Annotated in this window: 22 protein-coding genes and 2 tRNA genes; 13 read left to right on the top strand and 11 right to left on the bottom strand. The window is 73.5% G+C overall.

Features of this window, described 5'->3' with window-relative positions; all coding sequences use genetic code 11:
* The first annotated feature begins 64 nt into the window (after positions 1 to 64).
* Positions 65 to 1,426: a nitrate/nitrite transporter gene (locus ACFVGO_RS01940; RefSeq protein WP_380630649.1), complete on the top strand. Its 1,362-nt coding sequence runs from the start codon at positions 65 to 67 to the stop codon at positions 1,424 to 1,426.
* Between the two features lie 48 nt (positions 1,427 to 1,474).
* Here ACFVGO_RS01940 and ACFVGO_RS01935 read toward each other — a convergent pair whose 3' ends face one another.
* Positions 1,475 to 2,296: a maleylpyruvate isomerase family mycothiol-dependent enzyme gene (locus ACFVGO_RS01935; RefSeq protein ID WP_359897700.1), complete on the bottom strand. Its 822-nt coding sequence runs from the start codon at positions 2,294 to 2,296 to the stop codon at positions 1,475 to 1,477.
* 174 nt (positions 2,297 to 2,470) lie between these two features.
* Between ACFVGO_RS01935 and ACFVGO_RS01930 the strand changes: the two genes are divergently transcribed.
* The 3 genes from ACFVGO_RS01930 (at position 2,471) to ACFVGO_RS01920 (ending at position 5,209) form a co-directional block, all read left to right on the top strand.
* A complete protein-coding gene (locus ACFVGO_RS01930) occupies positions 2,471 to 3,268 on the top strand; it encodes a carbon-nitrogen family hydrolase (protein ID WP_359897701.1) in 798 nt (265 codons plus the stop codon).
* Between the two features lie 146 nt (positions 3,269 to 3,414).
* Positions 3,415 to 4,446 carry a GntR family transcriptional regulator gene (locus tag ACFVGO_RS01925; RefSeq protein ID WP_380630615.1) on the top strand — a complete coding sequence of 344 codons (1,032 nt, stop codon included), beginning with the start codon at positions 3,415 to 3,417 and terminating at the stop codon, positions 4,444 to 4,446.
* A gap of 115 nt (positions 4,447 to 4,561) precedes the next feature.
* On the top strand, positions 4,562 to 5,209 hold the full coding sequence (locus ACFVGO_RS01920; protein WP_359897704.1) for a hypothetical protein: 648 nt from the start codon (positions 4,562 to 4,564) through the stop codon (positions 5,207 to 5,209).
* A 32-nt stretch (positions 5,210 to 5,241) separates the two neighbouring features.
* On the opposite strand, the gene ACFVGO_RS01915 is transcribed toward ACFVGO_RS01920, so the two are convergent.
* Positions 5,242 to 6,027, bottom strand: a complete 786-nt coding sequence (locus tag ACFVGO_RS01915) for an SLATT domain-containing protein (protein WP_359897705.1) — start codon at positions 6,025 to 6,027, stop codon at positions 5,242 to 5,244.
* Positions 6,028 to 6,394: 367 nt separating this feature from the next.
* Here ACFVGO_RS01915 and purD point away from each other — a divergent pair, with 367 nt between their 5' ends.
* From purD to ACFVGO_RS01895, 4 genes are all read left to right on the top strand, one after another.
* Entirely contained in the window at positions 6,395 to 7,642 is a 1,248-nt protein-coding gene (purD, locus tag ACFVGO_RS01910) for a phosphoribosylamine--glycine ligase (RefSeq protein ID WP_359897706.1), read from the top strand.
* A gap of 663 nt (positions 7,643 to 8,305) precedes the next feature.
* Entirely contained in the window at positions 8,306 to 9,889 is a 1,584-nt protein-coding gene (locus tag ACFVGO_RS01905; RefSeq protein WP_359897707.1) for a hypothetical protein, read from the top strand.
* A 228-nt stretch (positions 9,890 to 10,117) separates the two neighbouring features.
* Complete coding sequence (locus tag ACFVGO_RS01900) at positions 10,118 to 11,665, top strand: N,N-dimethylformamidase beta subunit family domain-containing protein (protein WP_380353407.1); 1,548 nt, start codon at positions 10,118 to 10,120, stop codon at positions 11,663 to 11,665.
* 131 nt (positions 11,666 to 11,796) lie between these two features.
* The gene (locus tag ACFVGO_RS01895; protein ID WP_380630611.1) at positions 11,797 to 12,696 is read left to right on the top strand and encodes a phosphoribosylaminoimidazolesuccinocarboxamide synthase; all 900 of its coding nucleotides are present in this window, start codon (positions 11,797 to 11,799) and stop codon (positions 12,694 to 12,696) included.
* Between the two features lie 27 nt (positions 12,697 to 12,723).
* On the opposite strand, the gene ACFVGO_RS01890 is transcribed toward ACFVGO_RS01895, so the two are convergent.
* The 7 genes from ACFVGO_RS01890 to ACFVGO_RS01860 all read right to left on the bottom strand — a co-directional run bounded on the left by ACFVGO_RS01890 (position 12,724) and on the right by ACFVGO_RS01860 (position 17,359).
* Positions 12,724 to 13,347, bottom strand: coding sequence for a response regulator transcription factor (locus ACFVGO_RS01890; RefSeq protein ID WP_359897711.1), 624 nt, complete (start codon positions 13,345 to 13,347; stop codon positions 12,724 to 12,726).
* A 17-nt stretch (positions 13,348 to 13,364) separates the two neighbouring features.
* Complete coding sequence (locus ACFVGO_RS01885; protein ID WP_359897712.1) at positions 13,365 to 14,594, bottom strand: sensor histidine kinase; 1,230 nt, start codon at positions 14,592 to 14,594, stop codon at positions 13,365 to 13,367.
* 97 nt (positions 14,595 to 14,691) lie between these two features.
* Complete coding sequence (locus tag ACFVGO_RS01880; RefSeq protein ID WP_380630610.1) at positions 14,692 to 15,522, bottom strand: ABC transporter permease; 831 nt, start codon at positions 15,520 to 15,522, stop codon at positions 14,692 to 14,694.
* Positions 15,519 to 16,526 (bottom strand): ABC transporter ATP-binding protein, encoded by a 1,008-nt coding sequence (locus ACFVGO_RS01875; protein WP_380353416.1) that lies wholly within the window; start codon positions 16,524 to 16,526, stop codon positions 15,519 to 15,521. Before ACFVGO_RS01875 ends, ACFVGO_RS01880 begins: the two co-directional genes overlap by 4 nt.
* Before the next feature lie 187 nt (positions 16,527 to 16,713).
* Positions 16,714 to 16,786, bottom strand: a tRNA-Gly gene (locus ACFVGO_RS01870).
* 39 nt (positions 16,787 to 16,825) lie between these two features.
* Positions 16,826 to 16,898 (bottom strand) — tRNA-Gly (locus ACFVGO_RS01865).
* Positions 16,899 to 17,041: 143 nt separating this feature from the next.
* Positions 17,042 to 17,359, bottom strand: a complete 318-nt coding sequence (locus ACFVGO_RS01860) for an Lsr2 family protein (protein WP_359897715.1) — start codon at positions 17,357 to 17,359, stop codon at positions 17,042 to 17,044.
* Positions 17,360 to 17,824: 465 nt separating this feature from the next.
* Between ACFVGO_RS01860 and purS the strand changes: the two genes are divergently transcribed.
* The 4 genes from purS (at position 17,825) to ACFVGO_RS01840 (ending at position 21,891) form a co-directional block, all read left to right on the top strand.
* A complete protein-coding gene (gene purS / locus ACFVGO_RS01855) occupies positions 17,825 to 18,079 on the top strand; it encodes a phosphoribosylformylglycinamidine synthase subunit PurS (RefSeq protein ID WP_049654013.1) in 255 nt (84 codons plus the stop codon).
* Positions 18,076 to 18,753 (top strand): phosphoribosylformylglycinamidine synthase subunit PurQ, encoded by a 678-nt coding sequence (gene purQ, locus ACFVGO_RS01850; protein ID WP_359897716.1) that lies wholly within the window; start codon positions 18,076 to 18,078, stop codon positions 18,751 to 18,753. The genes purS and purQ overlap by 4 nt, the downstream gene beginning before the upstream one ends.
* The gene (purL, locus tag ACFVGO_RS01845) at positions 18,753 to 21,008 is read left to right on the top strand and encodes a phosphoribosylformylglycinamidine synthase subunit PurL (RefSeq protein WP_359897717.1); all 2,256 of its coding nucleotides are present in this window, start codon (positions 18,753 to 18,755) and stop codon (positions 21,006 to 21,008) included. Before purQ ends, purL begins: the two co-directional genes overlap by 1 nt.
* A 67-nt stretch (positions 21,009 to 21,075) precedes the next feature.
* On the top strand, positions 21,076 to 21,891 hold the full coding sequence (locus tag ACFVGO_RS01840) for a sterol carrier family protein (RefSeq protein WP_380630609.1): 816 nt from the start codon (positions 21,076 to 21,078) through the stop codon (positions 21,889 to 21,891).
* A gap of 86 nt (positions 21,892 to 21,977) precedes the next feature.
* Here ACFVGO_RS01840 and ACFVGO_RS01835 read toward each other — a convergent pair whose 3' ends face one another.
* A complete protein-coding gene (locus tag ACFVGO_RS01835) occupies positions 21,978 to 22,763 on the bottom strand; it encodes a DUF3152 domain-containing protein (protein ID WP_359897719.1) in 786 nt (261 codons plus the stop codon).
* 219 nt (positions 22,764 to 22,982) lie between these two features.
* Here ACFVGO_RS01835 and ACFVGO_RS01830 point away from each other — a divergent pair, with 219 nt between their 5' ends.
* Positions 22,983 to 23,402, top strand: coding sequence for a DUF3151 domain-containing protein (locus ACFVGO_RS01830; RefSeq protein WP_359897720.1), 420 nt, complete (start codon positions 22,983 to 22,985; stop codon positions 23,400 to 23,402).
* Positions 23,403 to 23,516: 114 nt separating this feature from the next.
* On the opposite strand, the gene fbaA is transcribed toward ACFVGO_RS01830, so the two are convergent.
* The gene (fbaA, locus tag ACFVGO_RS01825) at positions 23,517 to 24,539 is read right to left on the bottom strand and encodes a class II fructose-bisphosphate aldolase (RefSeq protein ID WP_359897721.1); all 1,023 of its coding nucleotides are present in this window, start codon (positions 24,537 to 24,539) and stop codon (positions 23,517 to 23,519) included.
* Positions 24,540 to 24,700 lie beyond the last annotated feature (161 nt).

Here is a 24,700-nt window from a genome sequence, read left to right as displayed (position 1 = left end):
CGGTCGCGCGCCCCCGGGTCAGAGCGTCCCATCATGGGATGACTAATCTGGTCGGACTATGACCGTGGAGCCCGCTCGCCCAGCCCCGTCCCCGTCCGTCCCCGCTCCCCGGCTCATCGCCGACCCCCCGGCCGCGCCCGTTTCCGCGCCGGCGTCCGTGCTCGCGTCCGCGCCGCCCGGCGGCCGGGCGGCCTGGCTCGCCTGGTCCATCGGGGTCAGTGTCTACATCCTGGCCGTCATCCACCGCACCAGCCTCGGGGTGGCCGGACTGGACGCCGCCGACCGCTTCGGCATCGGCGCCTCGGCGCTCTCCACCTTCTCGATCCTCCAGGTGCTGGTCTACGCGGCCATGCAGATCCCGGTCGGCCTGCTGGTCGACCGGTACGGGCCGCGCCGGGTGCTGCTGTCCGGCGTCGTACTGCTGAGCGCCGGTCAGCTGGCCTTCGCGTTCAGCTCCGACTTCGGCCCCGCGCTGGCCTCCCGCGCGGTGCTCGGCTGCGGCGACGCGATGACCTTCATCAGCGTGCTGCGGATCGCCGCCCGGTGGTTCCCGGCGGCCCGGAACCCGTTCGTGGCCCAGCTGACCGGCCTGGCCGGGATGGGCGGCAACCTGGTCACCACCGTGGTGCTCGCCAGGGCGCTGCACAGCGAGGGCTGGACGCCCACCTTCACCGCGATCGCGCTGCTGGGCGCGGTGGTGTTCGCGCCGGTCGCGTTCCTCCTGCGGGACGCGCCCCACCAGGAGGCCGTCGTCCGGCCCGGGGCGGCCGCGGCGCGGCCGAAGGTCGGCCGGCAGGTCCTCGCCTGCTGGCGGGAACCGGGCACCCGGCTCGGGCTCTGGATCCACTTCACCACCCAGTTCCCCGGCAACGCCTTCGGCCTGCTCTGGGGCCTGCCCTACCTGGTGCAGGCCCAGGGGATGTCCCGGGCCGGGGCCGGCGGGCTGCTGACCCTGCTGGTGCTCAGCAACATGACCTTCGGCTTCGTCTTCGGCCGGCTGCTCTCCGTCTCGGCGCGGGCCCGGATGCCGATCGTGCTGACCGTCGTCGCGACCACCGCGCTCGGCTGGGCGCTGGTGCTGGCCTGGCCCGGCGGCCACCCGCCGGTCTGGCTGCTGGTCGGGATCATCCTGGTGATGGGCAGCAACGGCCCGGCCTCGCTGGTCGGCCTGGACTACGCGCGCTCCCGCAACCCCGCGGAGCGGCTCGGCACCGCCTCGGGGATCGTCAACATGGGCGGCTTCATCGGCACGATGATCACCCTGTTCGGCATCGGCGTGCTGCTGGACGCGCTCTCCCCGGACGGCGCCGGGTCGTACTCGGCCACCGCCTTCCGCTGGGCGTTCTGCTGGCAGTACGTCCCGCTGGCGGTGGGCACGGCGATGATCCTGCGGCTGCGCCGGAAGGTCGCGGCGCAGGCGGGCTGAGCCCGGGGCCGGACGGGCCCCGGGCGACGGACCGTACGGCCCCGGGCCTCAGATGGTGACCGAGAAGTTGGCCAGCACCCGCTCGGCCAGCTCCCGGTCGCCCTCGACGGAGACCGGGCCGGGCCGGCCGCGGCCGCAGGCGAGCCGCAGGTAGGTCTCCCAGTCCATGGTGAGCTGGACGTCGGGGGCCAGGCTGATCGACTCGTCCACGGTGCAGTGGCCGGTGGCGTCCACCCGGACGGTGCGCAGGAACTCCACCGGGCCGGTGACGTCCAGCACCAGGGCCGTCCCGGCCGGGGCCCCGGCCTTGTTGGCGACGGCCTTGGGCAGCAGCTCCAGCAGCAGGTCCCGGGTGATCAGCGCGGCCGGGGCGTCCAGGTTGCCCGGGGTCTCCAGGGCCCGGCGCAGGTCCTGCTCGTGCACCCAGACGTCGAAGGCCCGCATCCGCAGCAGCTCGTGGTACGGGACGTCCCTGGCCAGCGGCCCGGCCGGCCAGCGCACCGGCTCCTCGGGCGTCTGCTTGGCGTTCCGCAGCGCCCGGGAGCGGCGGATGATCGTGTACTCCAGCTCGCCGGTCATCTCCAGCGCGGTGTGGCAGCGGCGCTTGTCGACCGGCAGCTCGACGTAGCGGGCGAACTCGGTGGTGACGTGACGGAGGTCACGCGGCAGCGAGTGGATCGGGCGCGGGTCGCCGAGCAGGTCGGACTCGACCGCGATCACGTGCGAGACGACGTCGCGGACGGACCAGCCGGGGCACTCGGTGGCCCGGTTCCAGGAGCCCTCGGGAAGGGGGGCGACCAGCTCCGATATGGACTCGATGGTCTGGGTCCACGCCTCGGTGTAAGCCTGCACGGTCTGGTTGTCCGTCACGGGAATCTCCGGCCCTCCGTCAGCTTCCTTGCCGCCTGCGCCCCGCCGTCACGGCCGACCGGGATGGTCCGGCTTTCCGGGCGCGCACGCTAACCGCACGTTACGCTGCCGGGAGACAGCTGGGCAGCGCTTTCGGGTGACGATCGTAGGTCTCTTGCCGTGGACGGTGGTACTGTGCGCGCTTCATTGATCCAACTCGCGGTCTCCGACGAGGAGCCGCCCGCCGAGCGGAGGGCTCGGGCGGCGGCCCTGGTACGGGCACAGCAGGGCGCCGACCTGGTGGTGCTCCCGGAGCTGTGGCCGCTCGGCGGCTTCGCCTACGACCTCTGGTCGGACGGTGCGGAGACGCTGGACGGGCCCACCTCGGACGCGATGTCGGCCGCCGCGCGGGCCGCCGGGGTCTGGCTGCACGCCGGTTCGGTCGTCGAACGCGATCCGGACGGGCCGATCTACAACACCTCGCTGCTGTTCTCCCCGGACGGCGAGCTGGTGCACACGTACCGCAAGATCCACCGCTTCGGCTTCGACAGCGGCGAGGCGGTGGTGATGGGCGCCGGGCAGGAGATCGTCACCGCGCCCACCGACTTCGCCACGCTGGGCCTGGCCACCTGCTACGACCTGCGCTTCCCGGAGCTGTTCCGGGCGCTGCTGGACGCCGGGGCGCAGCTGCTGGTGGTGCCGGCGGCCTGGCCCGCCCGGCGGCGCGAGCACTGGACGCTGCTGGCCCGGGCCCGGGCGGTGGAGGAGCAGGCCTTCGTGCTGGCCTGCAACACCGCCGGGACGCACGCCGGGGTCGAGCAGGCCGGGCACAGCATCGTGGTGGACCCGTGGGGCCGGGTGCTGGCCGAGGCGGGGGCGGGCGAGGAGGTCCTGACGGTCGAGTTCGATCCGGCCGAGGTGGCGAAGGCGCGCGCGGAGTTCCCGGTGCTGCGGGACCGCCTGCTGGGGATTCCGGCGCCGGTCCAGCGCTGAGCGGGGGTGGGCGGGGCGCCGGGGACGGCGTTCCGGAGGGTTGGTTCGTACCTGGGTCGGTCGGGTTTGAGAAGATGAGCACTCGTCGTGTTCCCCGCCGGCCCGGACGAGGGCCGGCACGGTAGGCCGCCCGAGGAGGTCGCCCCATGCCTGACAACGGCGCAGGCGACACCCCCCGCCCCGTCATCCACCGCAACAGCCTGCGCGAGCAGATCGCCGGCGCGCTGCGCGAGGAGATGATGGCCGGCCGGCTCGCGGCCGGCCGCAACTTCACCGTCAAGGAGATCGCCGAGCTGTACGGCGTCTCCGCGACCCCGGCCCGCGAGGCCCTGGTCGACCTCGGCGCGCAGGGCCTGCTGCGGGCCGAGCACCACCGCGGCTTCACCGTGCCCGAGCTGGGGTGGGACGACTTCCTGGAGATCTTCGAGTCCCGGGTGCTGATCACCGACAGCTTCCACCGCCAGTACGCCACCCGCCGGGCACTGCCCGACCTCGGCCGGCTGCCCTCGCTGCACCGGCGGGCCGACGCGGCGGTGCGGGCGGCCCGGGCCGGGAACCTGGACGTCATGGTGGGCTGCGACCGCCGGTTCTGGCAGGAGGTCGGCGCGCTGCTCGGCAACCGCCGGATCGCCGACTACCTGGACTGGCTGCGGGTGCAGTCCTGGATGTTCGCCGCGCCCTACCTGCGGGAGCTGCCCGCGCTGGGCGGGATCTGCTGGGAGCGCCACCCGGACCTGGTCGCGGCGATCGAGGCCCGCGATGCGCTCGGCGCGCACCGGATCATCTGCGAGTACAACCTGTACACCGTCCGGCTGCTGGCCGGGCTGGCCGGGCAGCCGCTGGAGTCGGTGACCGTGCTGGACCTGCTCACCGAGTTCGTCGGGGAGGAGCCGGCGCCGGTGCCGGTCGAACCGCCGCCCGCGCCGGCGGCCCCGCCGGAGCCGGGCGACGAGCCCGAGGCCGGTGCCGAGCCCGGTGCCGGGCCCGGTGCGGCCCGCACCGGGCGGACCCGCAGCGCCGAGGTGGGCCGGGAACTCGGCCGTGAGCTGGGACTGGGCCTCGGGCTGGTGCCGCAGCCGCGCACGGTGCCGTACGGCCGGTTCGGCCGACGGCTGTCCGAACCGCCCCCGGAGGGCCCTCGGGGACGGCCCGACCCGCACGCCGCGCCGGGCCGGTAGGGTGGGCGGTCATCGGACCGGGCGCCTCCTGAAAGGCCGTCCGGGTACCGACCCGACCCCCGTCGTCGCCCCGCCCGCGCGGGCGATCCCCGCCTCCGGAGAGGAACTGCCGGCCATGGCCTGCGACCTCTGGCTCGTCCCGCTGGTGGACGCGCTGAGCCACAGCCCCGACAACCCCTTCCGGGACGACCTCGCGCTCTACAACTCGGTGCTGGCCTCGCGCGGGCTGCCCGAGGTGCCGGTCTACCGGTTCGTCCCGGGCATCAGCGGCGCGGTCGAGCCGATAGCCGCCTTCGACTACGACTCGCTGCACTTCCTGCGCCGCGCCTACCTGTTGGGCCTCACCGGCCTGGACATCACCCCGGTCGACGCGCTCGGCGGCGACTACGAGCAGTTGCTGGAGATGTTCGAGAGCAGCGCCGAACAGTCGCACCTGGTCTGGCACTTCGACCACGCCGGCGCGTACGTGCCGGTCGAGTTCGCGGTGCCGCTGGTGGACGACACGCTGCTCGCCGCCGGCGGCCCGCTCGGCTCCAGCCACGGGCTGCTGCGCGAACTCCAGGCCGTCGCACCGGCGCTGGGCATCGACCCGCTCAACCCGCCGGACCCGACCCGGCCGCTCGGCCCGACCGGCCTGGAGCAGCCGTTCGGGCCGCCGATCGACGACGTCCACCCCTTCGCCCGGGAGCGGCACGCCTGGTCGGGCCTGTACGCGGCGGCGACCAGGAGCGTCACCCAGGGCTCGATGATCGTCTTCGCCTGACGCCGGGCGGACGGGCTCCAGGCGGACACGCCTTAGCGCAGCGGCCCCTCCGGCGGCCGCTGGCGCGGCATGGTCGGCCGGGTGCCCGGCGGCGGCAGCACCCGCACCTGGGCGCCCACCCCGGGCTCGCTGCGCCCGCCCCAGGCCCCGCCGGACTGGGTGGGCAGCTGGGTCATCGAGGCGCGGAACTCCAGCATCCACTCCGAGGTCTCGGAGCGGACCATGTCCGAGACGTCCTCGCAGAACCGGCGCAGCACGCCCAGGCAGCGCTCGGCGGCCTCGCCCGCGGTGCCCTCGGTCGGGCCGAGCACCTCGCGCACGCACTCCGACGCCCAGTCGAACTGGAAGGCCTCCAGGCGGCGTTGCAGGGCCTGGCCGGTGGAGACGTCCCGCATCCAGCCGGAGGTGAGGCCGAAGACCCGGTCGGTGGCCAGGCAGGCGGCGGAGAGCGCGAAGCCGACGTAGCCCCAGCCGGTGCCGTGCGCGAAGGCGCCGGCCAGGTCGACCAGCGGGGCGGTCACCCCGCCCACCGCGAAGCCGGCCGCGCCGAACCGCAGCACGCGGGCCCAGCGGCGCTTCCAGACGCGGTCCCGGCGGTACCACTCGATCGCCTCGACCGCCCGCTCCTCGGACCAGCGGTAGAGCTCCTCCAGCCGTTCGGCGGGCTCGCCCCAGTCCCCCAGCGGGAACTGGCGGGTGCTCAGATCGGCCCGCTGGCGGGTGGAGGCCCGTCGGACGACGGCGGCGGCGGGCGGGTCCTCCTCACCGATCTCCTTGCCCCAGGCACTCTCCTCGGGCTGCATTTCCGGCTGGCTCACCTGTGGGGCTCCCTGTGGCGGGCGGACTGCTGGCTCTGTCGGCGCAACGGCTGACGTGGTGTCCGCCGGTGGTTCTCCAACAGCACTTCTTACCGCCAAATGGCTGACCGTGGGGGCGCTTCTCCGCTGATCGTTACCGGTTTCGGCCAACGGAACCCGAGGTGGGCGGGTTGCGGGAGGCGGCGAGATTTCACCCGTCCGAGCGAGGGGTCGGTGACCCGACGTCGTGACCCGACCACCCACCGCCGAACCGGCCCCGTCGGGCTTGGAGGATCCTCCGACATCTTCGGCGTACGGAGCTCCTCCGCTGGAGGATCCGACGGGACCGGAGAGCGGCCGGAACAGGCCACCGACTACGCTGCCAGGCGTGAAGGTCCTCGTCATCGGCGGCGGCGCCCGCGAACACGCCCTGTGCCGCTCCCTGTCCCAAGATCCCGCAGTGACCGAACTGCACTGTGCCCCGGGCAACGCCGGGATCGCGCAGGTCGCGACGGTCCACCCGGTCGACCAGCTGGACGGCGCGCAGGTCGCCGCGCTGGCCGGCCGGCTCGGTGCCGCCCTGGTGGTGGTCGGCCCGGAGGCCCCGCTGGTGGCCGGCGTCGCGGACGCCGTGCGCGCGGCCGGCGTCCCGGTGTTCGGCCCGTCCGCCGCGGCCGCCGAACTGGAGGGCTCGAAGGCCTTCGCCAAGGATGTGATGGCCGCGGCCGGCGTCCCCACCGCCCGGTCCTACGTCTGCACCACCGCGGCCGAGGCCGCCGAGGCGCTGGACGCCTTCGGCGCCCCGTACGTGGTCAAGGACGACGGCCTGGCCGCCGGCAAGGGCGTCGTGGTCACCTCCGACCGCGAGGCCGCGCTGGCGCACGCCGCCGGCTGCGAGCGCGTGGTCATCGAGGAGTACCTGGACGGCCCCGAGGTCTCGCTGTTCGCGATCACCGACGGCACCACCGTCGTCCCGCTCCAGCCCGCCCAGGACTTCAAGCGCGCGCTGGACGGCGACGAGGGCCCGAACACCGGCGGCATGGGCGCCTACTCCCCGCTGCCGTGGGCGCCCGCCGGGCTGGTCGAGGAGGTCATGGAGACCGTCCTCCAGCCGACCGTGGACGAGCTGCGCCGCCGCGGCACCGAGTTCTCCGGCCTGCTGTACGCGGGCCTGGCGCTCACCTCGCGCGGCACCCGGGTGATCGAGTTCAACGCCCGCTTCGGCGACCCGGAGACCCAGGTCGTGCTGGCCCGGCTGCGCACCCCGCTGGCGGGCGTGCTGCTCGCCTCCGCCACCGGAAGCCTGGACCAGCTGGAGCCGCTGCGCTGGGACGAGGGCGCGGCCGTCACCGTGGTCGTCGCCTCCGAGGGCTACCCGGACGCCCCGCGCACCGGCGACCCGATCGAGGGCCTGGCCGAGGCGGAGGCGGACGGCACCGCGTTCGTGCTGCACGCCGGGACGAAGGCGGACGAGGACGGCCGGGTGCTGAGCGCCGGCGGCCGCGTCCTGTCGGTCACCGCGACCGGCACCGACCTGGCCGAGGCACGCGACCGCGCGTACGCCGCGGTGGACCGGATCTCCCTCAAGGGCGGCCAGCACCGCACCGACATCGCGCTGAAGGCGGCCACCGCCTGAGCCCCCCGCCCGCTCTGCCCGCGGCCCCCGTGCGAACCGTTCGCGCGGGGGCCGCGGTGCGTGCCACCGCGGTGCGGGCGGGGGCCCGCAGCCGCCCGTACCAGCAGGGGCGAGCGGGATTCGAACATCCGAGCCCACCGGTCAACCCCATGGGCGCAGCGTTCCCGGCGTTTCGGGGCTGGAGCGGTTGCGGAGGCCGACGCACCGTTCGGCCGACGGATTCCAGCCCATCGGGTGACAGCACCCGCATCCGGCTGACGCAACCGGCCGCGCGGCCTTATGGTGCGCTGGATCGCGGTGCGCGGGGCCCGTGCGCCGGGGTCGCCGCCGGGTAGCGGTGCTCCCACGGGGGGATGCTGGACGGCGTCCGGCCGGTCGGTCGTCGGGGTGCTTCGCACCGGACCGGTCGCCGGCGTCCGGGCGGTGTCACCGGAACAACCGGGCGGCGTCACCGGAACAACCGGGCGGTGTCACCGGGACGAGTGGAAACCGGGGTGATCCGGAACGCCCACCCGGACCGGGGCGTCGAAAATGTCAGTAGCGCCACGCAGCATGCACTACCGGGATCGGACGCCTCCGCTTCCCGGTCGGAACTGATCGTTTCGAGTCGGCTCAGGGCCCGAAGCCGGGCGCCCGAGGGCTCCGAAGGGGGTGCCGCACCGTATGGCCGCAATCGACATCGCGCGCGCTCACGCCCAGGTGGTGCTGCGGATCCGAGGCCTCGCCCGGGCCGCCGCCGCCCTGCCCGCCGCCGTGGCGGTGGTCCTGCTCGCCGGCCGGTTCACCGGCCGGATCGGCGCGCCCGGGGCCGCCGACGCCGCGGGCTGGGACGCCGCCCGCTGGGCGGTCTGCGCGGTCGCCGCGCTGACCCTGGCGGTGGCCGGGCTGACCGCCCGGGCCCTGCACCGGACCGTCCCGCCGCGCACCCCGGCCGTCCCGCTGGAGCGCGCCGAGGCCCCCGAGCTGTACCGGCTGATCGGCGAGCTGGCGGACCGGCTGGAGGTGCCCGCGCCCTCCGCCGTGGCCCTCACCCCGGACTGCGACAGCTGGCTGGAGGACGTCCCGCCGAGCCGGCGGACGGCTCCGTCGCGGCGGGACCCGGGGGCGCCCGCCCCCGTCCTGGTGATCGGCTCGCCCTTCCTGTGGTGGATGCGGGCCGGTGAACTGCGCGCCCTGCTCGCCCCCGTGGTGGCCGGCACCGCCGCCTCCGCCGACCCGGAGATCGCCGCCGCCCGGCGCTTCCTGCGCAGCCTGGACGCCTGTCTGGACTCCGGCGCCGGCGCGGCCCCCGGTCTCGGCGGCGCCACCCTGGCCGCCCCGCCCCGGCCGCCCCGGCGCGGTCCGGCCGCGCTCGCCGACCGGATCGTCCGCAGGGTCGTGCGCCGCCTGCTCGGCGCCTGCCGGGGCCACTCCGCCGAGCTGGAGCGCTCGGTCGCGAGCTGGGCCTCCGAGCAGGCCAGGACGGTCGACTACGGACTGCGGATCGCAGCCCAGGAGCAGGTCGGCCTGGCCTACGCGGGCTGGGACCGGCTGCTCACCCGGGTCGCGCTGCCCGCCTGGCGGCTCGGCCGCCACCCGGCCCACCTCAACGCCGGCGTGGTCGCCGCGCTCACCGAGCTGTCCCGGCGCGACCGGCTGGCCGACGGCTACGGCAGCCGGCTCGGTGACCGCCCCGCCTGCGACCTGCTGGAGGAGCCCGGCACCGTCGACCGGGCGGTCTCCCGGCTCGCCGCCGACCTGTTCTTCGGCCGCCCGGCGGCCGGCGCCTGGCGCGAGCTGGAGTGGGCCGACTACCCGGCCGAGGTGGTGGACGCCGGCTGGCGGGCGGGCGCCGCCACCCTTCAGACCGCCCTGGACCGGCTCGCCCCGCAGTCCCGCCCCGGCGCCCCGACCCTCACCCGGCTGCTGGGCCGGCTCGCCGAGGGCGACGGAGAGCTGCTGGCCGCCGCGCTCGCCGCCCAGCTGGCCCGCACCACCGCCCCGGCCCCGCTGCTCGAACCCGACCGCAGCGGCCGCGACCTGCTGGTCGACCACGTCACCGCGATGGTCTGCTGCGCCGCCGTGGACACCGCCGGCGGCGCCCCCGGCCTGGACTGGCTGGACGGCCCGGTGCTGCTGCTCGGCGGGGTGCGCCGCACCGACCTGGCCGGTCCGGTCGCCCAGGCCGTCGAGCAGGGCCAGGACGGTCCGCTGCGCGCCTGGCTGGACGCCGCCGACGTCCGTCTTGAGAAACCCGTGCGCCTCTGACGTCCCGGGCGTCACAGGAGGGCGCTCGGCACCGCCGCACGCGCCCCCAAAAGGGCCGGCCGCCGGGCGTTTTCGCAGGCCGGAGGCCCCTCCCGGGAGGCGCGCGAGATTCCCCGCACCAATCGCTACCGGAGGGTGACGCTGCGCCAGCAGTCTGTGGTGTATTAGACCGCACGCACATCCGGGGGGCACGTGCCAACCGGGCGGAAGTGCACCTGGGAGGGGCGCGTGGGGACCGAACTCAACCGCCGCTGGGAGTCGGGGACGCACGCCTACAGCGTCTCCGACCCCTTCGGCCAGGGCCCGCTGCCCTGGCTGCGCAGCCCGGACCAGTACCTGGCCGGGGCGGAGGGCGCCGTGCCCTGGTACGTCTCGGTGGGCGCGCCGGGCCAGCAGTCGCTGACGGCCGGAGTCCGCAGGAAGCCGTCCGTCGGAACCCCGCAGGGCGCCAACGACGTGGACCAGCAGATCAAGGGCTTCGCCTCGGCCGGGGTGGTCCGCCCCGGCGGCTCGGTGGACTTCCGGGTCACCGTCAACCCGCCCCGCGAGTTCACCGTGAACATCTTCCGGATCGGCCACTACGGCGGTGACGGCGCCCGCCACATGACCGCCAGCCCGTCGATCGCCGGCCTCGCCCAGCCCGCCCCGCTGGTGGTCGACCGGACGGTCTCCTGCCACCACTGGTGGCACTCCTGGCGGCAACAGATCCCGGCGCACTGGAAGCCCGGCGCCTACGTCGCCGTGCTGACCACCGCGGACATGCTGCACCGCAGCCACATCCCCTTCACCGTCCGGGACTTCGAGGACCGGGCGCGCACCGCCGAACTGCTCCTGGTGCTCCCGGACGTGACCTGGCAGGCGTACAACCTGTTCCCCGAGGACGGCCGGACCGGCGCCAGCCTCTACCACGCCTGGGACGGCCGGGGCGGCCTGGTCGGCGAGCCGGAGGCGGCCGTCACCGTCTCCTTCGACCGCCCGCACGCCACCGCCGGACTGCCGCTGCACGTCGGCCACGCGTACGACTTCATCCGCTGGGCCGAGCGCTTCGGCTACGACCTCTCCTACGCCACCGCCACCGACCTGCACGCCGGCCTGGTGGACCCGTCCCGGCACCGGGCGCTGGTCTTCCCCGGCCACGACGAGTACTGGTCCGAGCCGATGCGCCGGGCCGCCGAGCGGGCCAGGGACGGCGGCACCTCGCTGGTGTTCCTCTCCGCCAACACCATGTACTGGCGGGTCGAGCTGACCGCCGCCGCCTCCGGCGAGCCCAACCGGCTGCTCAACTGCCGCAAGCGGCAGAAGGTCGGCGCCGGCAGCCCGGCCGCCGGGGCGCCCGGCGCGGCCAGCGCGCTGTGGCGGGACGCCGGGGAGCCCGAGCAGCACCTGCTCGGGGTGCAGTACTCGGGGCGGGTCGCCGCGCCCGTCCCGCTGGTCGCCCGGCACACCGCGCACTGGCTCTGGGACGGCACCGGCCTCCAGGAGGGCGACGAGCTGCCCGGGCTGGTCGCCGGCGAGGCCGACCGCTACTACCCCAAGGTGGCGCTGCCCGAGCACGTCGAGCGGGTGCTGCTGGCGCACTCGCCGTACCAGGACCCGGCCGGCCGCACCCGCTACCAGGAGACCTCGCTGTACCGCGCGCCCAGCGGCGCGTACGTCTTCGCGGCCGGCACCTTCGCCTGGTCGCCCGCGCTGGGGCGCCCGGGGCTGACCGACGAGCGCATCCAGCGGGCCACCGCCAACCTGCTGGACCGGCTCTGCAAGAACCAGCCGCACTGACCACGGTGGCCGGGAACCGGCGCTCGGTGGCCGGAGGACCGGCGTTCCGGCGGGCGTGAAAGACTGCGGGGGCAGTGACCTCCCCTTTCGCGGTGCCCCCGCCCGTGAACGACCCCTGAGGACTGAACACCTTGAGCGGATTTGTCACCAAGCCCGAGCCGGTCCAGGTACCCGGCCTGGTCCACCTGCACACCGGCAAGGTGCGCGACCTCTACCGCACCGGTTCGGGCGAGCTGGTCATGGTGGCCAGCGACCGGACGTCCGCCCACGACTGGGTGCTGCCGAACGAGATCCCGGACAAGGGCCGCATCCTCACCCAGCTGTCGCTGTGGTGGTTCGAGCGGATCGCCGACATCGTTCCCAACCACGTGATCTCCACCGAGGTCCCGGCCGGCGCCCCGGCCGACTGGAAGGGCCGCACGCTGGTCTGCCGCAGCCTGGAGATGATCCCGGTCGAGGCGGTCGCCCGCGGCTACCTGGCCGGCTCCGGCCTGGCCGAGTACCAGGAGAGCCGCACGGTCTGCGGCATCGCGCTGCCGGAGGGCCTGGAGAACAGCTCCGAGCTGCCCGCCCCGATCTACACCCCCGCGCTCAAGGCCGAGGTCGGCGAGCACGACGAGAACGTCTCCTACGAGGAGACCGCCCGCCGGATCGGCGCCGAACTCGCCGCGCAGTTGCGCCGCACCACCCTGGACGTCTACGCCCGGGCCCGGGACATCGCCCGCGAGCGCGGCATCATCCTGGCCGACACCAAGTTCGAGTTCGGCCTGCTGGACGGCGAGCTGGTGATCGGCGACGAGGTGCTCACCCCGGACTCCTCCCGCTACTGGCCGGCCGACGAGTACGAGGCGGGCCGCTCGCAGTCCTCCTTCGACAAGCAGCTGATCCGCGACTGGCTGGTCTCCCCGGACTCCGGCTGGGACCGCTACAGCGAGCAGCCGCCGCCGGCGCTGCCGGCCGAGGTCGTCGAGCTGACCCGCGCCAAGTACATCGACGTGTACGAGCGGCTGACCGGGACCACCTGGGCCTGACCCGCTCGACCGCCCGCGGGCACGGCCTCAGATCCAGCCGTGCTCGCGGGCGATCCGCACCGCCGCGTGGCGGTTCTCCGCGCCCAGCTTGGTGGCCGCCGAGGACAGGTAGTTGCGCACGGTGCCCTGGGAGAGCGAGGCCCGTTCGGCGATCTCGGCGATCGGGGTGCCGTCGGCGGCCAGCTCCAGGACGTCCGTCTCGCGCGGGGTCAGCGGGGTCTCGCCGGCGCTGATCGCGTCCGCCGCCAGCTCGGGGTCCACGTACCGGCCGCCGGAACGCACGGTGCGGATGATGCCGGCCAGGTCCGCCGCCGAGACGGTCTTCGGCAGGAAGCCGCGCACCCCGACCTCCAGCGCCCGCTTCAGGTAGCCGGGGCGGCCGTGGCCGGTGACGATCATGCAGCGGCAGTCCGGCAGCGCCAGCCGCAGCTGGGCGGCCACCTCGATGCCGTCCTTGCCCGGCATCTGGAGGTCCAGCACCGCGACGTCCGGGCGGTGGGCCAGCGCCATCGCCAGCGCCTCGGTGCCGGAGCCGGCCTGGGCGACCACCTCGATGTCGTCCTCCAGCGAGAGCAGCGCGGCCAGCGCGCCCCGGATCAGGTGCTCGTCGTCGGCGAGCAGGACGCGGACGGGCGCGGCGTTCTCGGTCATCGGGCGGTCTTTCTTCCTCAGCGGGGGAGCGGGACGGTGGCGAGCATCCGGAAGACGCCCGCCTCGGCGGTCGACACGGTCAGTTCGCCGTCGTGGGCGGCGAGCCGCTCGCGCAGTCCGCGCAGCCCGGTGCCGCTGCCCTGGGAGGGGAACGGGATGTCGGGCACCCCGTCATTCTCCAGCTCCAGTACGGCCCGACCGTCCTCGGTCCGCAGCCGGATCAGGCAGCGGCCGGCCTCGCTGTGCCGCAGCACGTTGGTGGTGGCCTCGCGGATCACCCAGCCGAACACCGACTGGACCGGGCCCGGCAGCCGGTCGGCGTGCTCGCCGAGGTCGATCTCGCAGGAGACGTCGGCCGAGCGCAGCACCGCCCGGGCGCCGATCGCCTCGGCGTGCAGGTCGGCGGTGCGGTAGCCGCGGATGACGTCCCGGACCTCGCGCTGCGACTCCTGGGCGATCTTCTGCACCTCGGCCATCTGGTCGGCGGCCTCCTCGCGCCCCCGGCGGGCGAGCTGGACGGCGAGCTCGCTCTTCAGCGCGATGGTGGTGAGGTTGCGGCCCATCACGTCGTGGAGGTCGCGGGAGAAGCGCAGCCGCTCCTCGGCCACGGCCAGCCGGGACTGGGCCTCGCGGGCGGCGTCCAGCTCCCAGACGATCGAGGTGAGCCAGGCGAAGCTGCGGCAGCTGGGGCCGAGGAGGGCCATCCCGACGGTCAGTCCGGTCAGGTAGCCGGCGGTGCCGGCGGGGTCGATCCCGGCGAGTACCGCGGCCGGGAAGACGGCCAGCAGCATGCCCAGCCCGACGACGGCGGCCCGGCGGGGAGTCAGCGCCACGCACACCGGGCCGTGGGTGAACAGCAGCAGGGTGCTGGTGACGAACAGGGTGAAGGGGAGGCCGCCCGGGCTATCCGGTCCGCCGTCGGCGGGGCCGAACAGCAGGACGGTCCAGGAGCCCGCCACCGCGAGGCCGACCGAGAGGGCGAGCCAGAGCCGGGGGTCGGTGGGGCGGCCGAGGTAGTGGTCCATCGCGACGCGGTAGGTCCGCAGCAGGACCAGGGTGGTGGCGAGCCCGATCAGCACGGAGATCCGGATCACCGGGATGTTCCCGGTCTGGCCGACGGCGCTCCCGGCGCCGAGCAGGACGCCGGGCAGGACGAACATCGCCATCAGGTAGAGCGACCAGCGCAGGTACAGCTCGGTGCGCTGGGGTTTGCTCAGGCCGGCCCAGTGCCGATGCGGCGACCGCATTCTCAATTCTTCCGCCCCCAGTTCGACCACGATCCTGCTTGCTGCCTTCATATCAGAGGCCGTACCGGGGGCGTTCCTTCGGATTACTGCTGGATGCTCAGCGGCGCGGTTCCCAGCGGAAGTAGCGCACCGCGCCCCAGACCGCCAGGCCCAGCCAGATCGCCCCGGTGACCAGGTGCGAGCCGGCGGCGCCCCAGGAGCCGGCGAAGCCGGTCGCGGCGGCCGAGCCGTCGGTGCCGAACCAGCCGACGCGGATCAGCTGGAAGGCCGGGGTGGTCGGCAGCAGGCGGCAGATGTCGGCCAGCTGCTCGGGCATGACCTCCAGCGGGATGAACAGCCCGGAGCCGAGCTGCATCAGCAGCATGATCGGCAGGGTGGTGATGCCCGCGCTCTCCACGGTCCTGGTGAAGGCGCTGGACAGCGCGGCCAGGGCGATCATGGTGGCCAGCGCCAGCAGCAGGCCGACCAGCATCAGCACCGGGTTGACCGGCACGGCCAGGTGGAGGCCGAGGCTGCCGCCGATCCCGATCAGGGCGGCCATCATCAGACCGAGCGCGACCGAGGGGACGGCGGTGCCGAGCAGGATCTCGATGTCCCGGGCCTCGCCGGTGCGCAGCCGCTTGAGGACCAGCTCGCCGCGCCGCCCGACGTACGCGGCGGTCAGGTTGTAGTACACGACGAAGGCCAGGATCATCCCGACCGAGCCGTAGACCAGCAGCGAGTCGACGTCCAGTCCGGGGTTGGACTCGGCCTGCTGGGAGAGCACGCCCTTCAGGGTGAAGACCAGGAACAGCGGCAGCGCCAGGGCGGTGAAAAGGGCCGTGCGGTTGCGCAGCAGCAGGGTGGCCTCGGCCCGGCCGAGGGCGAGCAGCCGGCGGGCGGCGGTGCTCTGCGGACCGGTGGCGGCGGTGGCGACGGTGGTGGTCATCGGGCGGATCCGATCAGGCGGCGGCGGGCGGGGCGGTCGGCGGCGGGCGCCTGCGGGGGGTTCTGGTGGGCGGCCTCGGAGGCGATCGCGAGGAAGGCCTCCTCCAGCGAGGCGCTGCGGGCGTCCAGGGCGCCGAGCGCGATCCCGTGGTGCCGGGCCCAGCCGAGCAGGTCGGTGAGGGTGTCCTGGAGCGTGCGGGTCTGCACGGTGACCTTGCGGCCGTCGAGCGCGAGTTCGGCCCCGGCCAGGACGGGCAGTGCGGCGCCGGTGAACTCGGGAAGCTCGAAGCCGATCCGGGCGGGCCGGTCGGCGATCACCTCGGCGACGGTGCCCGAGGTGACGACCCGGCCGCCGTGCATGATGGCCAGCCGGTCGGCGAGCTCCTCGGCCTCCTCCAGGTAGTGGGTGGTGAGCAGCACCGTGGTGCCCTGGGCGCGCAGCTCGCGGACCAGCTGCCAGACGGCGGCGCGCGCCTCGGGGTCGAGACCGGTGCTGGGCTCGTCCAGGAAGAGCACCTCGGGGCGGCCGAGCAGGGCCATCGCGAGGTCCAGCCGGCGCTTCTCGCCGCCGGACAGCTGCTTGACCCGGACGTTCGCCCGGTGGCCGAGGCCGACCAGCTCCAGCGCCTCCGGCACCGGGCGGGCGCCGCTGGTCATCCCGGCCCAGACGCGGCCGGTCTCGGCGGCGGTGAGCTCGCCGGGGAAGCCGCCCTCCTGGAGCATGATGCCGATCCGCGGGCGGACGGCGGCGCGCTCCTTGTGGGGGTCCAGGCCGAGCACCCGGACGGTGCCGCCGGTGGGCGCGGCCAGGCCCTCGATGACCTCCATGGTGGAGGTCTTGCCGGCCCCGTTGGTGCCGAGCAGGGCGAACAGCTCGCCGCGGCGGACGGTCAGGTCGACGCCGCGCACGGCGTGGTACCCGGTGGTGCCGCCGCCGTAGTGGCGGTGCAGGTCGGTGACCTCGATCACGTCTTCGCTGGGGCGGGGCGCCCGGCTCGTCTCCATGCCCCAAGCCTTCCGCCGACCGGGCCGCGCGGGCAGTGCGGGCCGTCATGACATCGCGGTGGGGATCCACGGGTCGGCGATGACAAATGTCATGGCCGATATCGCCGGCGCCCGGGGCACCGCCGTGCCCGGAGTGCGGGGAGGAATGCCGAAGGGCCCCCTCAAACGAGGGGGCCCTTCGTATCGGAGCGGACGACGAGATTCGAACTCGCGACCCTCACCTTGGCAAGGTGATGCTCTACCAACTGAGCCACGTCCGCAGGTCAAACTATTGAGTTGTGCTGTGCTCGCGCACTGCGAGCGGACGACGAGATTCGAACTCGCGACCCTCACCTTGGCAAGGTGATGCTCTACCAACTGAGCCACGTCCGCATGGTGCCTGGTGGGGCACCCGCCGCCTCTTCGGATCTCTCCGTTGCGGCGACGAGGAATACTCTACAGCATCGTTCGGGGTGGTCGCCCCACCCTTTCGGTCAGGGCGGGCGGGGCGACCGGGGAGCGGACTCCCGCGAGGCTCAGTTCGCCTCGGCGAACGCCTCGTACACGTGCTTGGGGATGCGGCCGCGGGCCGGCAGTTCCATCCCGCGGGACAGGGCCCAGGCGCGGACGGCGGCCGGGTCCGGGGTGAGGGCGGTGCGGCGGAAGGACTTTCCGGTGCGGCTCTGGCGGCGGCCGGCGGCGACGAACGGAGCGAGGGCCTCCCGCAGCTTTTCCGCGTTGTCCACGGACAGGTCGATCTCGTACGACTTCCCGTCGACGCCGAAGTGGACGGTTTCCGCGGCGGAGCCGCCGTCCAGGTCGTCGGAGAGCGTGACAACTACACGCTGTGCCATGGGTGTCAATCCTCTCGGGCAATTCGGCCGCCGGTCCGAGGGGGTACCGGGGCCTGATGTGCACCAACTCGCGCAAGCGCGTACGGGCGCGCCGGGTGGCTCGCCTGATACGCAGCACTTGCCGCGACAGGTGGCCCTATTCTGCACCCGAAGGGGGCAGAAATCGAAGAGTCCGGCATTCTTTTCCGGATATTCACGTCTCTTCGCGGGACTCCTGGATACCGATGTGCGGGACGGGCGGTTCTGTCCCCAAGTGCCGTATTCGGGTGTTCTCCGGGCGGGGCCGTTCCGAGTGCCGAATCCACGGAAACCGGTCGGCCCGGTCTGCGGGTGAGGGGTCCGGATCCCTTGTGGCGTAAGGGTCTCGGGTCTACGCGCGTCGCTATCCCCGGCCAGCAATCCTGCCCGAAACCACCGGTAGTCTGGAGTTCCCCCGCCTCACCGAAGACACCACCGGGAGTGCCAGTGGCACGCGTCGTAGTCGACGTCATGCTCAAGCCGGAGATCCTCGACCCCCAGGGACAGGCGGTGCAGCGTGCACTGCCCCGCCTCGGATTCACCGGGATCGCCGACGTCCGCCAGGGCAAGCGTTTCGAGCTGGATGTGGAGGGCCCGGTCGACGACGCGGCGCTCGCCCGTATCCGCGAAGCCGCCGAGACCTTTCTCGCCAACACCGTGATCGAGGACTTCACCGTCCGGGTCGAGGAGGAGGGCAAGTGACCACCCGCGTCGGCGTCGTCACTTTCCCCGGCTCCCTCGACGACCGCGACGCCCAGCGGGCGGTCCGCCTCGCCGGCGCCGAGCCGGTCGCCCTGTGGCACCGTGACAAGGATCTCCACCAGGTCGACGCCGTCGTCCTGCCCGGCGGATTCAGTTACGGCGACTATCTGCGCTGCGGTGCGATCTCCCGCTTCTCGCCGGTGATGGAGACCGTCATCGAGCAGGCGAAGCTCGGAATGCCGGTGCTCGGTATCTGCAACGGCTTCCAGGTGCTCTGCGAATCGCACCTGCTGCCCGGGGCGCTCACCCGGAACGACTCGCTGCACTTCATCTGCCGCGACCAGAAGCTGAGCATCGAGAACGCCGGCACCGCCTGGACCCGGGATTACTCGGTCGGCCAGGAAATCGTCGTCCCGCTGAAGAACGGCGAGGGCCGCTTCGTCGCCGAGGAGCGGGTGCTGGACGAACTGGAGGCGGAGGGCCGGGTCGTCGCCCGTTACCTGGACGTCAACCCGAACGGTTCGTACCGCGACATCGCCGGCATCACCAACGCCGCCGGCAATGTCGTCGGCCTGATGCCGCACCCGGAGCACGCCGTGGAGCCGCTCACCGGCCCGACCACCGAGGGCCTGGGCTTCTTCACTTCCGTCCTGAAGCAGCTGGTGAACGCCTGATGAGCCTCGACACCGTCAAGAACGCCGAGCAGACCCCGGACGCCGCCCAGCCCTGGGCCGAGCTCGGCCTCAAGGAGGACGAGTACGCGCGCATCCGGGAGATCCTCGGCCGCCGCCCGACCGGCGCCGAACTCGCCATGTACTCGGTCATGTGGTCGGAGCACTGTTCGTACAAGAGCAGCAAGGTCCACCTGAAGCAGTTCGGCGAGAAGAAGCCGGATTCGGACGCGATGCTCGTCGGCATCGGCGAGAACGCCGGCGTCGTCGACGTCGGCCAGGGGTACGCGGTCACCTTCAAGGTCGAGTCGCACAACCACCCGTCGTACATCGAGCCCTACCAGGGCGCGGCCACCGGCATCGGCGGCATCGTGCGCGACATCCTGGCGATGGGCGCCCGCCCGGTCGCCGTGATGGACCCGCTGCGCTTCGGTGCGGCCGACCACCCGGACACCCGGCGCGTGCTGCCCGGGATCGTCGCGGGCATCGGCGGCTACGGCAACTGCCTGGGCCTGCCGAACATCGGCGGCGAGGTCGTCTTCGACTCCTGCTACCAGGGCAACCCGCTGGTCAACGCGCTGTGCGTGGGCGTCATGAAGCACGAGGACATCCACCTCGCGCAGGCCTCCGGCGCCGGCAACAAGGTCATCCTGTACGGCGCCCGCACCGGCGGCGACGGCATCGGCGGCGTCTCGGTGCTCGCCTCCGAGACCTTCGACGACAGCAAGCCGGCCAAGCGCCCGGCCGTCCAGGTCGGCGACCCGTTCCAGGAGAAGCTCCTGATCGAGTGCACCCTGGAGATCTTCCGGGAGAAGCTCGTCAAGGGCATCCAGGACCTCGGCGGCGCCGGCCTGTCCTGCGCCACCAGCGAGCTGGCCTCGGCCGGCTCCGGCGGCATGCGGATCGAGCTCGACACCGTGCACCTGCGCGACCACACGCTCTCGCCGGAGGAGATCCTCATGAGCGAGTCGCAGGAGCGCATGTGCGCGATCGTGGAGCCCGACAAGGTCGACCGCTTCCTGGAGATCTGCGAGAAGTGGGACGTCATCGCCAACGTCATCGGTGAGGTGACCGACGGCGAGCGCCTGGAGATCTTCTGGCACGGCGAGCTCGTGGTGGACGTCCCGCCGCGCACCGTCGCCCACGAGGGCCCGACCTACGAGCGCCCGTACGCCCGCCCGAGCTGGCAGGACGCGCTGCAGGCCGACGCCCCGACCGCCGAGCGGCTGGCCCGCCCGACCACCGGCGAGGGCCTCAAGGCCGACCTGCTGAAGGTCGCGAGCCACCCGAACCAGGCCTCCAAGTCCTGGATCACCGACCAGTACGACCGCTACGTGCTCGGCAACACCGTGCTCTCGCACGGCGAGGACTCGGGCATGATCCGGATCGACGACGAGACCAACCTCGGCGTCTCGGTCGCCACCGACGGCAACGGCCGCTTCGCCAAGCTGGACCCGTACACCGGCGCCCAGCTGGCCCTGGCCGAGGCGTACCGCAACGTCGCGGCCGGCGGTGCCAAGCCGCTCGCCGTCTCCGACTGCCTCAACTTCGGCTCCCCCGAGGACCCGGACGTGATGTGGCAGTTCGCCGAGGCCACCCGCGGCCTGGCCGACGCCTGCCTGGTGCTCGGCACCCCGGTCACCGGCGGAAACGTCTCGCTGTACAACCAGACCGGCGACGTCGCCATCCACCCGACCCCGGTGGTCGCGGTGCTCGGTGTCATCGACGACGTCACCCGGCGCACCCCGCTCGCCTTCGCCGAGGAGGGGCAGCTGCTCTACCTGCTCGGCGACACGGCGGACGAGCTCGGCGGCTCGGCCTGGTCGCAGGCCGTCCACGACCACCTCGGCGGCCTGCCGCCGGCGGTGGACCTGGAGCGCGAGCGGCTGCTCGGCGAGATCCTGATCGCCGCCTCGCGCGACGGCATGATCGACGCCGCGCACGACCTGTCCGACGGCGGTCTCGGTCAGGCGCTGGTGGAGAGCTGCCTCAAGGGCGGCCACGGTGCGCGGATCGTTCTGCCCGAGGGCCAGGACCCGTTCGTCCTGCTGTTCTCGGAGTCGGCCGGCCGCGCCGTCGTGGCGGTGCCGCGCAGCGAGGAGCTCCGGTTCAACGACATGTGCACCGCGCGCGGCCTGCCGGCCACCCGGATCGGTGTCGTGGACGGCGAAAGCCTGGACGTCCAGGGCCGGTTCAGCGTCTCGCTGGCCGAGCTGAAGGACGCCCGCACCGGTGTCATCGAGGCCCTGCTGGCCTGACGCACGGTCGACGAGGGGCGGTTGGTTCTCTGGTGAACCACCCGCCCCTCGGCGTATGTTGACGCCCATGCCTGCCAAGTCCCGTACGTATCAGCCGCAGAAGGTGAGCGCCGCGTTGACGGCGCAGAGCGAGGCGGTGCGCGTGGTCGTGCACCAGCTGACGGAGTCCGATCTGGAACGGCCGACCCGGCTCGGCTCCTGGAGGGTGCGGGAGCTGGTGACCCACCTGAGCCTGGCGCTGAGCCAGCTGTCCGTCGTGCTGGACCTGCCGGAGGTGGACGGGCCGGTGCTCCCGCTGGCCGACTACGCGGCGCTGGCCGGGACGATGGCCGGCTTCGTCGACACCGCGACCACGGAGCACACGGCGGCCGGGTTCGCCGGCCCGCCCAAGGAGGTGGCCGCCGAGTTCGACCGGTCGCTCGACGCCGTGCTGGCCGTGCTCGACAGCCGGGCCGCGGCGGAACCGGAGCGGCGGGTGACCTTCCTGAGCGGTCATCCGATGCTCCTGAGCGACTACCTGGTGACCCGGCTGATCGAGGCCGTGGTGCACGCCGACGACCTGGCCGACGCGCTCGGCCTGGACGCCTTCCCGCACGACCGCGAGGCCCTCGCCACCGTCTCCCGGATGCTGGCCGACGCCCTCGCCGGGCAGGTGTCCGGCGGCGCCGTCGAGCTGCGCGTCCCGCCGTTCGCGGTCGTCCAGGCGGTGCCGGGGCCGAAGCACACCCGGGGCACCCCGCCCAACGTGGTGGAGACCGATCCGCTGACCTGGATCCGGCTGGCCACCGGCCGGGCCGACTGGGCGGCGGCGGTGGAGGCGGCCGAGGTGTCCGCCTCGGGGGAGCGCAGCGACCTGCGGGAGTACCTGCCGGTGCTCTGTTAGGGCGTGTCCGACCCGTCGCGCACCCGGCGGGAATTGTCGGACACGCTCCAGGGCGGCTGCCAGGACCCGCCCCCGCCGCCGCGGTTCTACGGGACGGACGGCCCGCCCACGTACGTGCCCTGTGCCGAGTACGGCCAGGCGTTGGGCGTGCAGCCCTTGAGGCCGTAGATCTGCTGCATCATCGCGGGGGCGGGCTTGCCCTCGCCCGGGCAGCCCTCGTGCCCGTGGCCGATCCGGTGGCCCACCTCGTGGTTGACGATCAGCGCCCGGTACTCCTCCAGCGGTCCGCTGAACTGCGGTGAACCGGTGTTCCAGCGCTTGGAGTTGACGAGCACCTGGTTGCCGACGTTGCAGTTGACCTCGCCGTGGGTGTCCAGCCCGGAGGCGCCGCAGATCCGGTCCACGGTGGCCGGCGAGGCGATCTTCACGGCGAAGTCGTACGGGCCGTCGGCGACCAGCTGGAAGCCGTTCTTGCGGTCGTTGGTCCAGCCTCGTTTGTCGCCGAGGATGGCGTGGATCTGCGTGGCGGCGGTCGGGGCGTCGATGCCGATGCCGTCCTCGACCTCGACCCGGTAGCGGCGCACGTTGCCGCGCCCGACCGGCTTGGCGGTGGCCGGGGCGACGGTGAAGGTGCCCGCGCCCTTGGTGGGGCCGGGGTCCGGCGCGGCGGGGGCGGGCGGCGGGGTGTCGGCCGGGGCGGGAGCCGGGGGCGGCGCCTGCTCCGCCGTCGGTGCCGCCGTGGTGGCCTGCTCGCCCGGCGGGGCGACCCTCGCCTGGGCGGTCGGGGCGGCGGCCGGGGTTCCCGCTGGGCGGTACAGCATGATCGCCGCGGCCCCAAGGACCACTGCGGAGACCACGAGTGCCGTGAGCATGCCAGGACCGGGTCCGCGGCGCGGCTTGCGGCGTCGGCGACCGCCCTTCCGGGGCGGTGCGGTGCGCCGGCCGACGGATCGGGCTGCGGACATGATCTTCACAGTGGCAGGCGAACGGGTGAATGTCCACACGCCTCGTCTGTGACTTCGGCGTCGCGGAACGGGCGCCCGCCGGGGACGGCGGTTGACCCCTGCGTCTCGGGTGGCAGACTTCAGGGCATGGCGATTCACAGGAACCTTCTCGACGGTCCCGAACCCACTCTCCTCCCGGAGGAGGAGCGGCCCTACCGGATGCTGGCGGAGGAGTCGGCCTCCCCCACCCAGGTGGCGGCCGAGTTCCCGGTCTTCTGCCTGGCCTGGGCCATGCTCGCCGACGACGCCTACGCGGCCGGCCGGTACGTCGAGTCGTACGCCTACGCCCGTACCGGCTACCACCGCGGCCTGGACGCGCTGCGGCGCAACGGATGGAAGGGCCACGGCCCGGTGCCGTGGGAGCACCGCGGCAACCGCGGCTTCCTGCGCTGCCTGGCGGCGCTCGCCCGGGCGGCCGGCGCGATCAAGGAGACCGAGGAGGAGACCCGCTGCTGGCAGTTCCTGAAGGACAGCAGCGCGGAGGCGTACGCGGAGCTCAAGCAGTAGACACCCCCGGACAGACGGGTGCCCCCGGCGGTCTCCGCCGGGGGCACCCGTCTGTCACGTCACGCCCGGAGGGCGGGGCTCACGCGGCCGTGGGCCCCGCCCCGGGCGCGGGACTCACTTCAGGCGCTTGCCCGCCGAACGCAGCTGCTCGGCGGCCTCGACCACGCGGGCGGCCATGCCGGCCTCGGCCAGCTTGCCCCAGGTGCGCGGGTCGTAGGTGTTCTTCTTGCCGACCTCGCCGTCGACCTTCAGCACGCCGTCGTAGTTGGCGAACATGTGGCCGGCGACCGGGCGGGTGAAGGCGTACTGGGTGTCGGTGTCCAGGTTCATCTTCACGACGCCGTTCTCCAGCGCGGTGGCGATCTCCTCGGCGCTCGAACCCGAGCCGCCGTGGAAGACGAAGTCGAACGGGTCGGTCTTGCCGTACTGCTTGCCGATCGCGTCCTGGAGCTCGCGCAGCAGCTCCGGCTTCAGCACGACGTTGCCCGGCTTGTACACGCCGTGCACGTTGCCGAAGGAGGCGGCCAGCAGGTAGCGGCCCTTCTCGCCCAGGCCCAGCGCCTCGGCGGTGCGCACGGCGTCGTTGACGGTGGTGTACAGCTCGTCGTTGATCTCGTGGGTGACGCCGTCCTCCTCGCCGCCGGTCGGGGTGATCTCGACCTCAAGGATGATCTTGGCGGCGGCGGCCTGGGCCAGCAGCTCCTGGGCGATGCCCAGGTTGTCGGAGAGGGTCTCGGCCGAGCCGTCCCACATGTGCGACTGGAACAGCGGGTTCTCGCCCCGGGCCACGCGCTCGGCGGAGACCGCCAGCAGCGGGCGGACGTAGCCGTCCAGCTTGTCCTTCGGGCAGTGGTCGGTGTGCAGCGCGACGGTGACGTCGTACTTGGCGGCGACGATGTGGGCGAACTCGGCGAGCGCGACGGCGCCGGTCACCATGTCCTTGCTGTGCTGGCCGCCCAGGAACTCCGCGCCACCGGTCGAGATCTGGATGATGCCGTCGCTCTCGGCCTCGGCGAAACCACGCAGTGCGGCGTGCAGCGTCTGCGACGACGTGACGTTGATGGCCGGGTAGGCGAACTTGCCCGCCTTGGCCCGGTCCAGCATCTCGTTGTAGACCTCGGGAGTTGCGATGGGCATGCGATCCGCTCCTGTCGGGTTGCGGCGTACGGACGGTGCTGTCCGACGCTGTGTACGCCTTCGTGACGACTCCGTGCCGGCCCGCCGACGCGCGGCGTTGCGGTGTGGCTCTCCGGCACGTTCGCGGCGACCTGCGCGGTACGGCCATGAGGGTGGTGTGC

The sequence above is a fragment of the Kitasatospora sp. NPDC057738 genome (assembly GCF_042798815.1).
Taxonomy (GTDB): domain Bacteria; phylum Actinomycetota; class Actinomycetes; order Streptomycetales; family Streptomycetaceae; genus Kitasatospora; species Kitasatospora lactacystinica.
Note: the sequence above shows the minus strand (reverse complement) of the source record. Positions and strands in the feature narration are given on the sequence as shown.

Excerpts from the sequence above, each read along its gene's own strand:
- ACFVGO_RS01875 (WP_380353416.1), bottom strand. The coding sequence starts at position 16,526 with ATGGAGACGAGCCGGGCGCCCCGCCCCAGCGAAGACGTGATCGAGGTC.
- ACFVGO_RS01860 (WP_359897715.1), bottom strand. The coding sequence starts at position 17,359 with ATGGCACAGCGTGTAGTTGTCACGCTCTCCGACGACCTGGACGGCGGC.
- ACFVGO_RS01835 (WP_359897719.1), bottom strand. The coding sequence starts at position 22,763 with ATGCTCACGGCACTCGTGGTCTCCGCAGTGGTCCTTGGGGCCGCGGCG.
- ACFVGO_RS01890 (WP_359897711.1), bottom strand. The coding sequence starts at position 13,347 with ATGACCGAGAACGCCGCGCCCGTCCGCGTCCTGCTCGCCGACGACGAG.
- ACFVGO_RS01905 (WP_359897707.1), top strand. The coding sequence starts at position 8,306 with ATGGCCGCAATCGACATCGCGCGCGCTCACGCCCAGGTGGTGCTGCGG.
- ACFVGO_RS01840 (WP_380630609.1), top strand. The coding sequence starts at position 21,076 with ATGCCTGCCAAGTCCCGTACGTATCAGCCGCAGAAGGTGAGCGCCGCG.
- ACFVGO_RS01830 (WP_359897720.1), top strand. The coding sequence starts at position 22,983 with ATGGCGATTCACAGGAACCTTCTCGACGGTCCCGAACCCACTCTCCTC.
- ACFVGO_RS01880 (WP_380630610.1), bottom strand. The coding sequence starts at position 15,522 with ATGACCACCACCGTCGCCACCGCCGCCACCGGTCCGCAGAGCACCGCC.
- ACFVGO_RS01925 (WP_380630615.1), top strand. The coding sequence starts at position 3,415 with ATGCCTGACAACGGCGCAGGCGACACCCCCCGCCCCGTCATCCACCGC.
- fbaA (WP_359897721.1), bottom strand. The coding sequence starts at position 24,539 with ATGCCCATCGCAACTCCCGAGGTCTACAACGAGATGCTGGACCGGGCC.
- ACFVGO_RS01920 (WP_359897704.1), top strand. The coding sequence starts at position 4,562 with ATGGCCTGCGACCTCTGGCTCGTCCCGCTGGTGGACGCGCTGAGCCAC.
- purL (WP_359897717.1), top strand. The coding sequence starts at position 18,753 with ATGAGCCTCGACACCGTCAAGAACGCCGAGCAGACCCCGGACGCCGCC.
- ACFVGO_RS01885 (WP_359897712.1), bottom strand. The coding sequence starts at position 14,594 with ATGCGGTCGCCGCATCGGCACTGGGCCGGCCTGAGCAAACCCCAGCGC.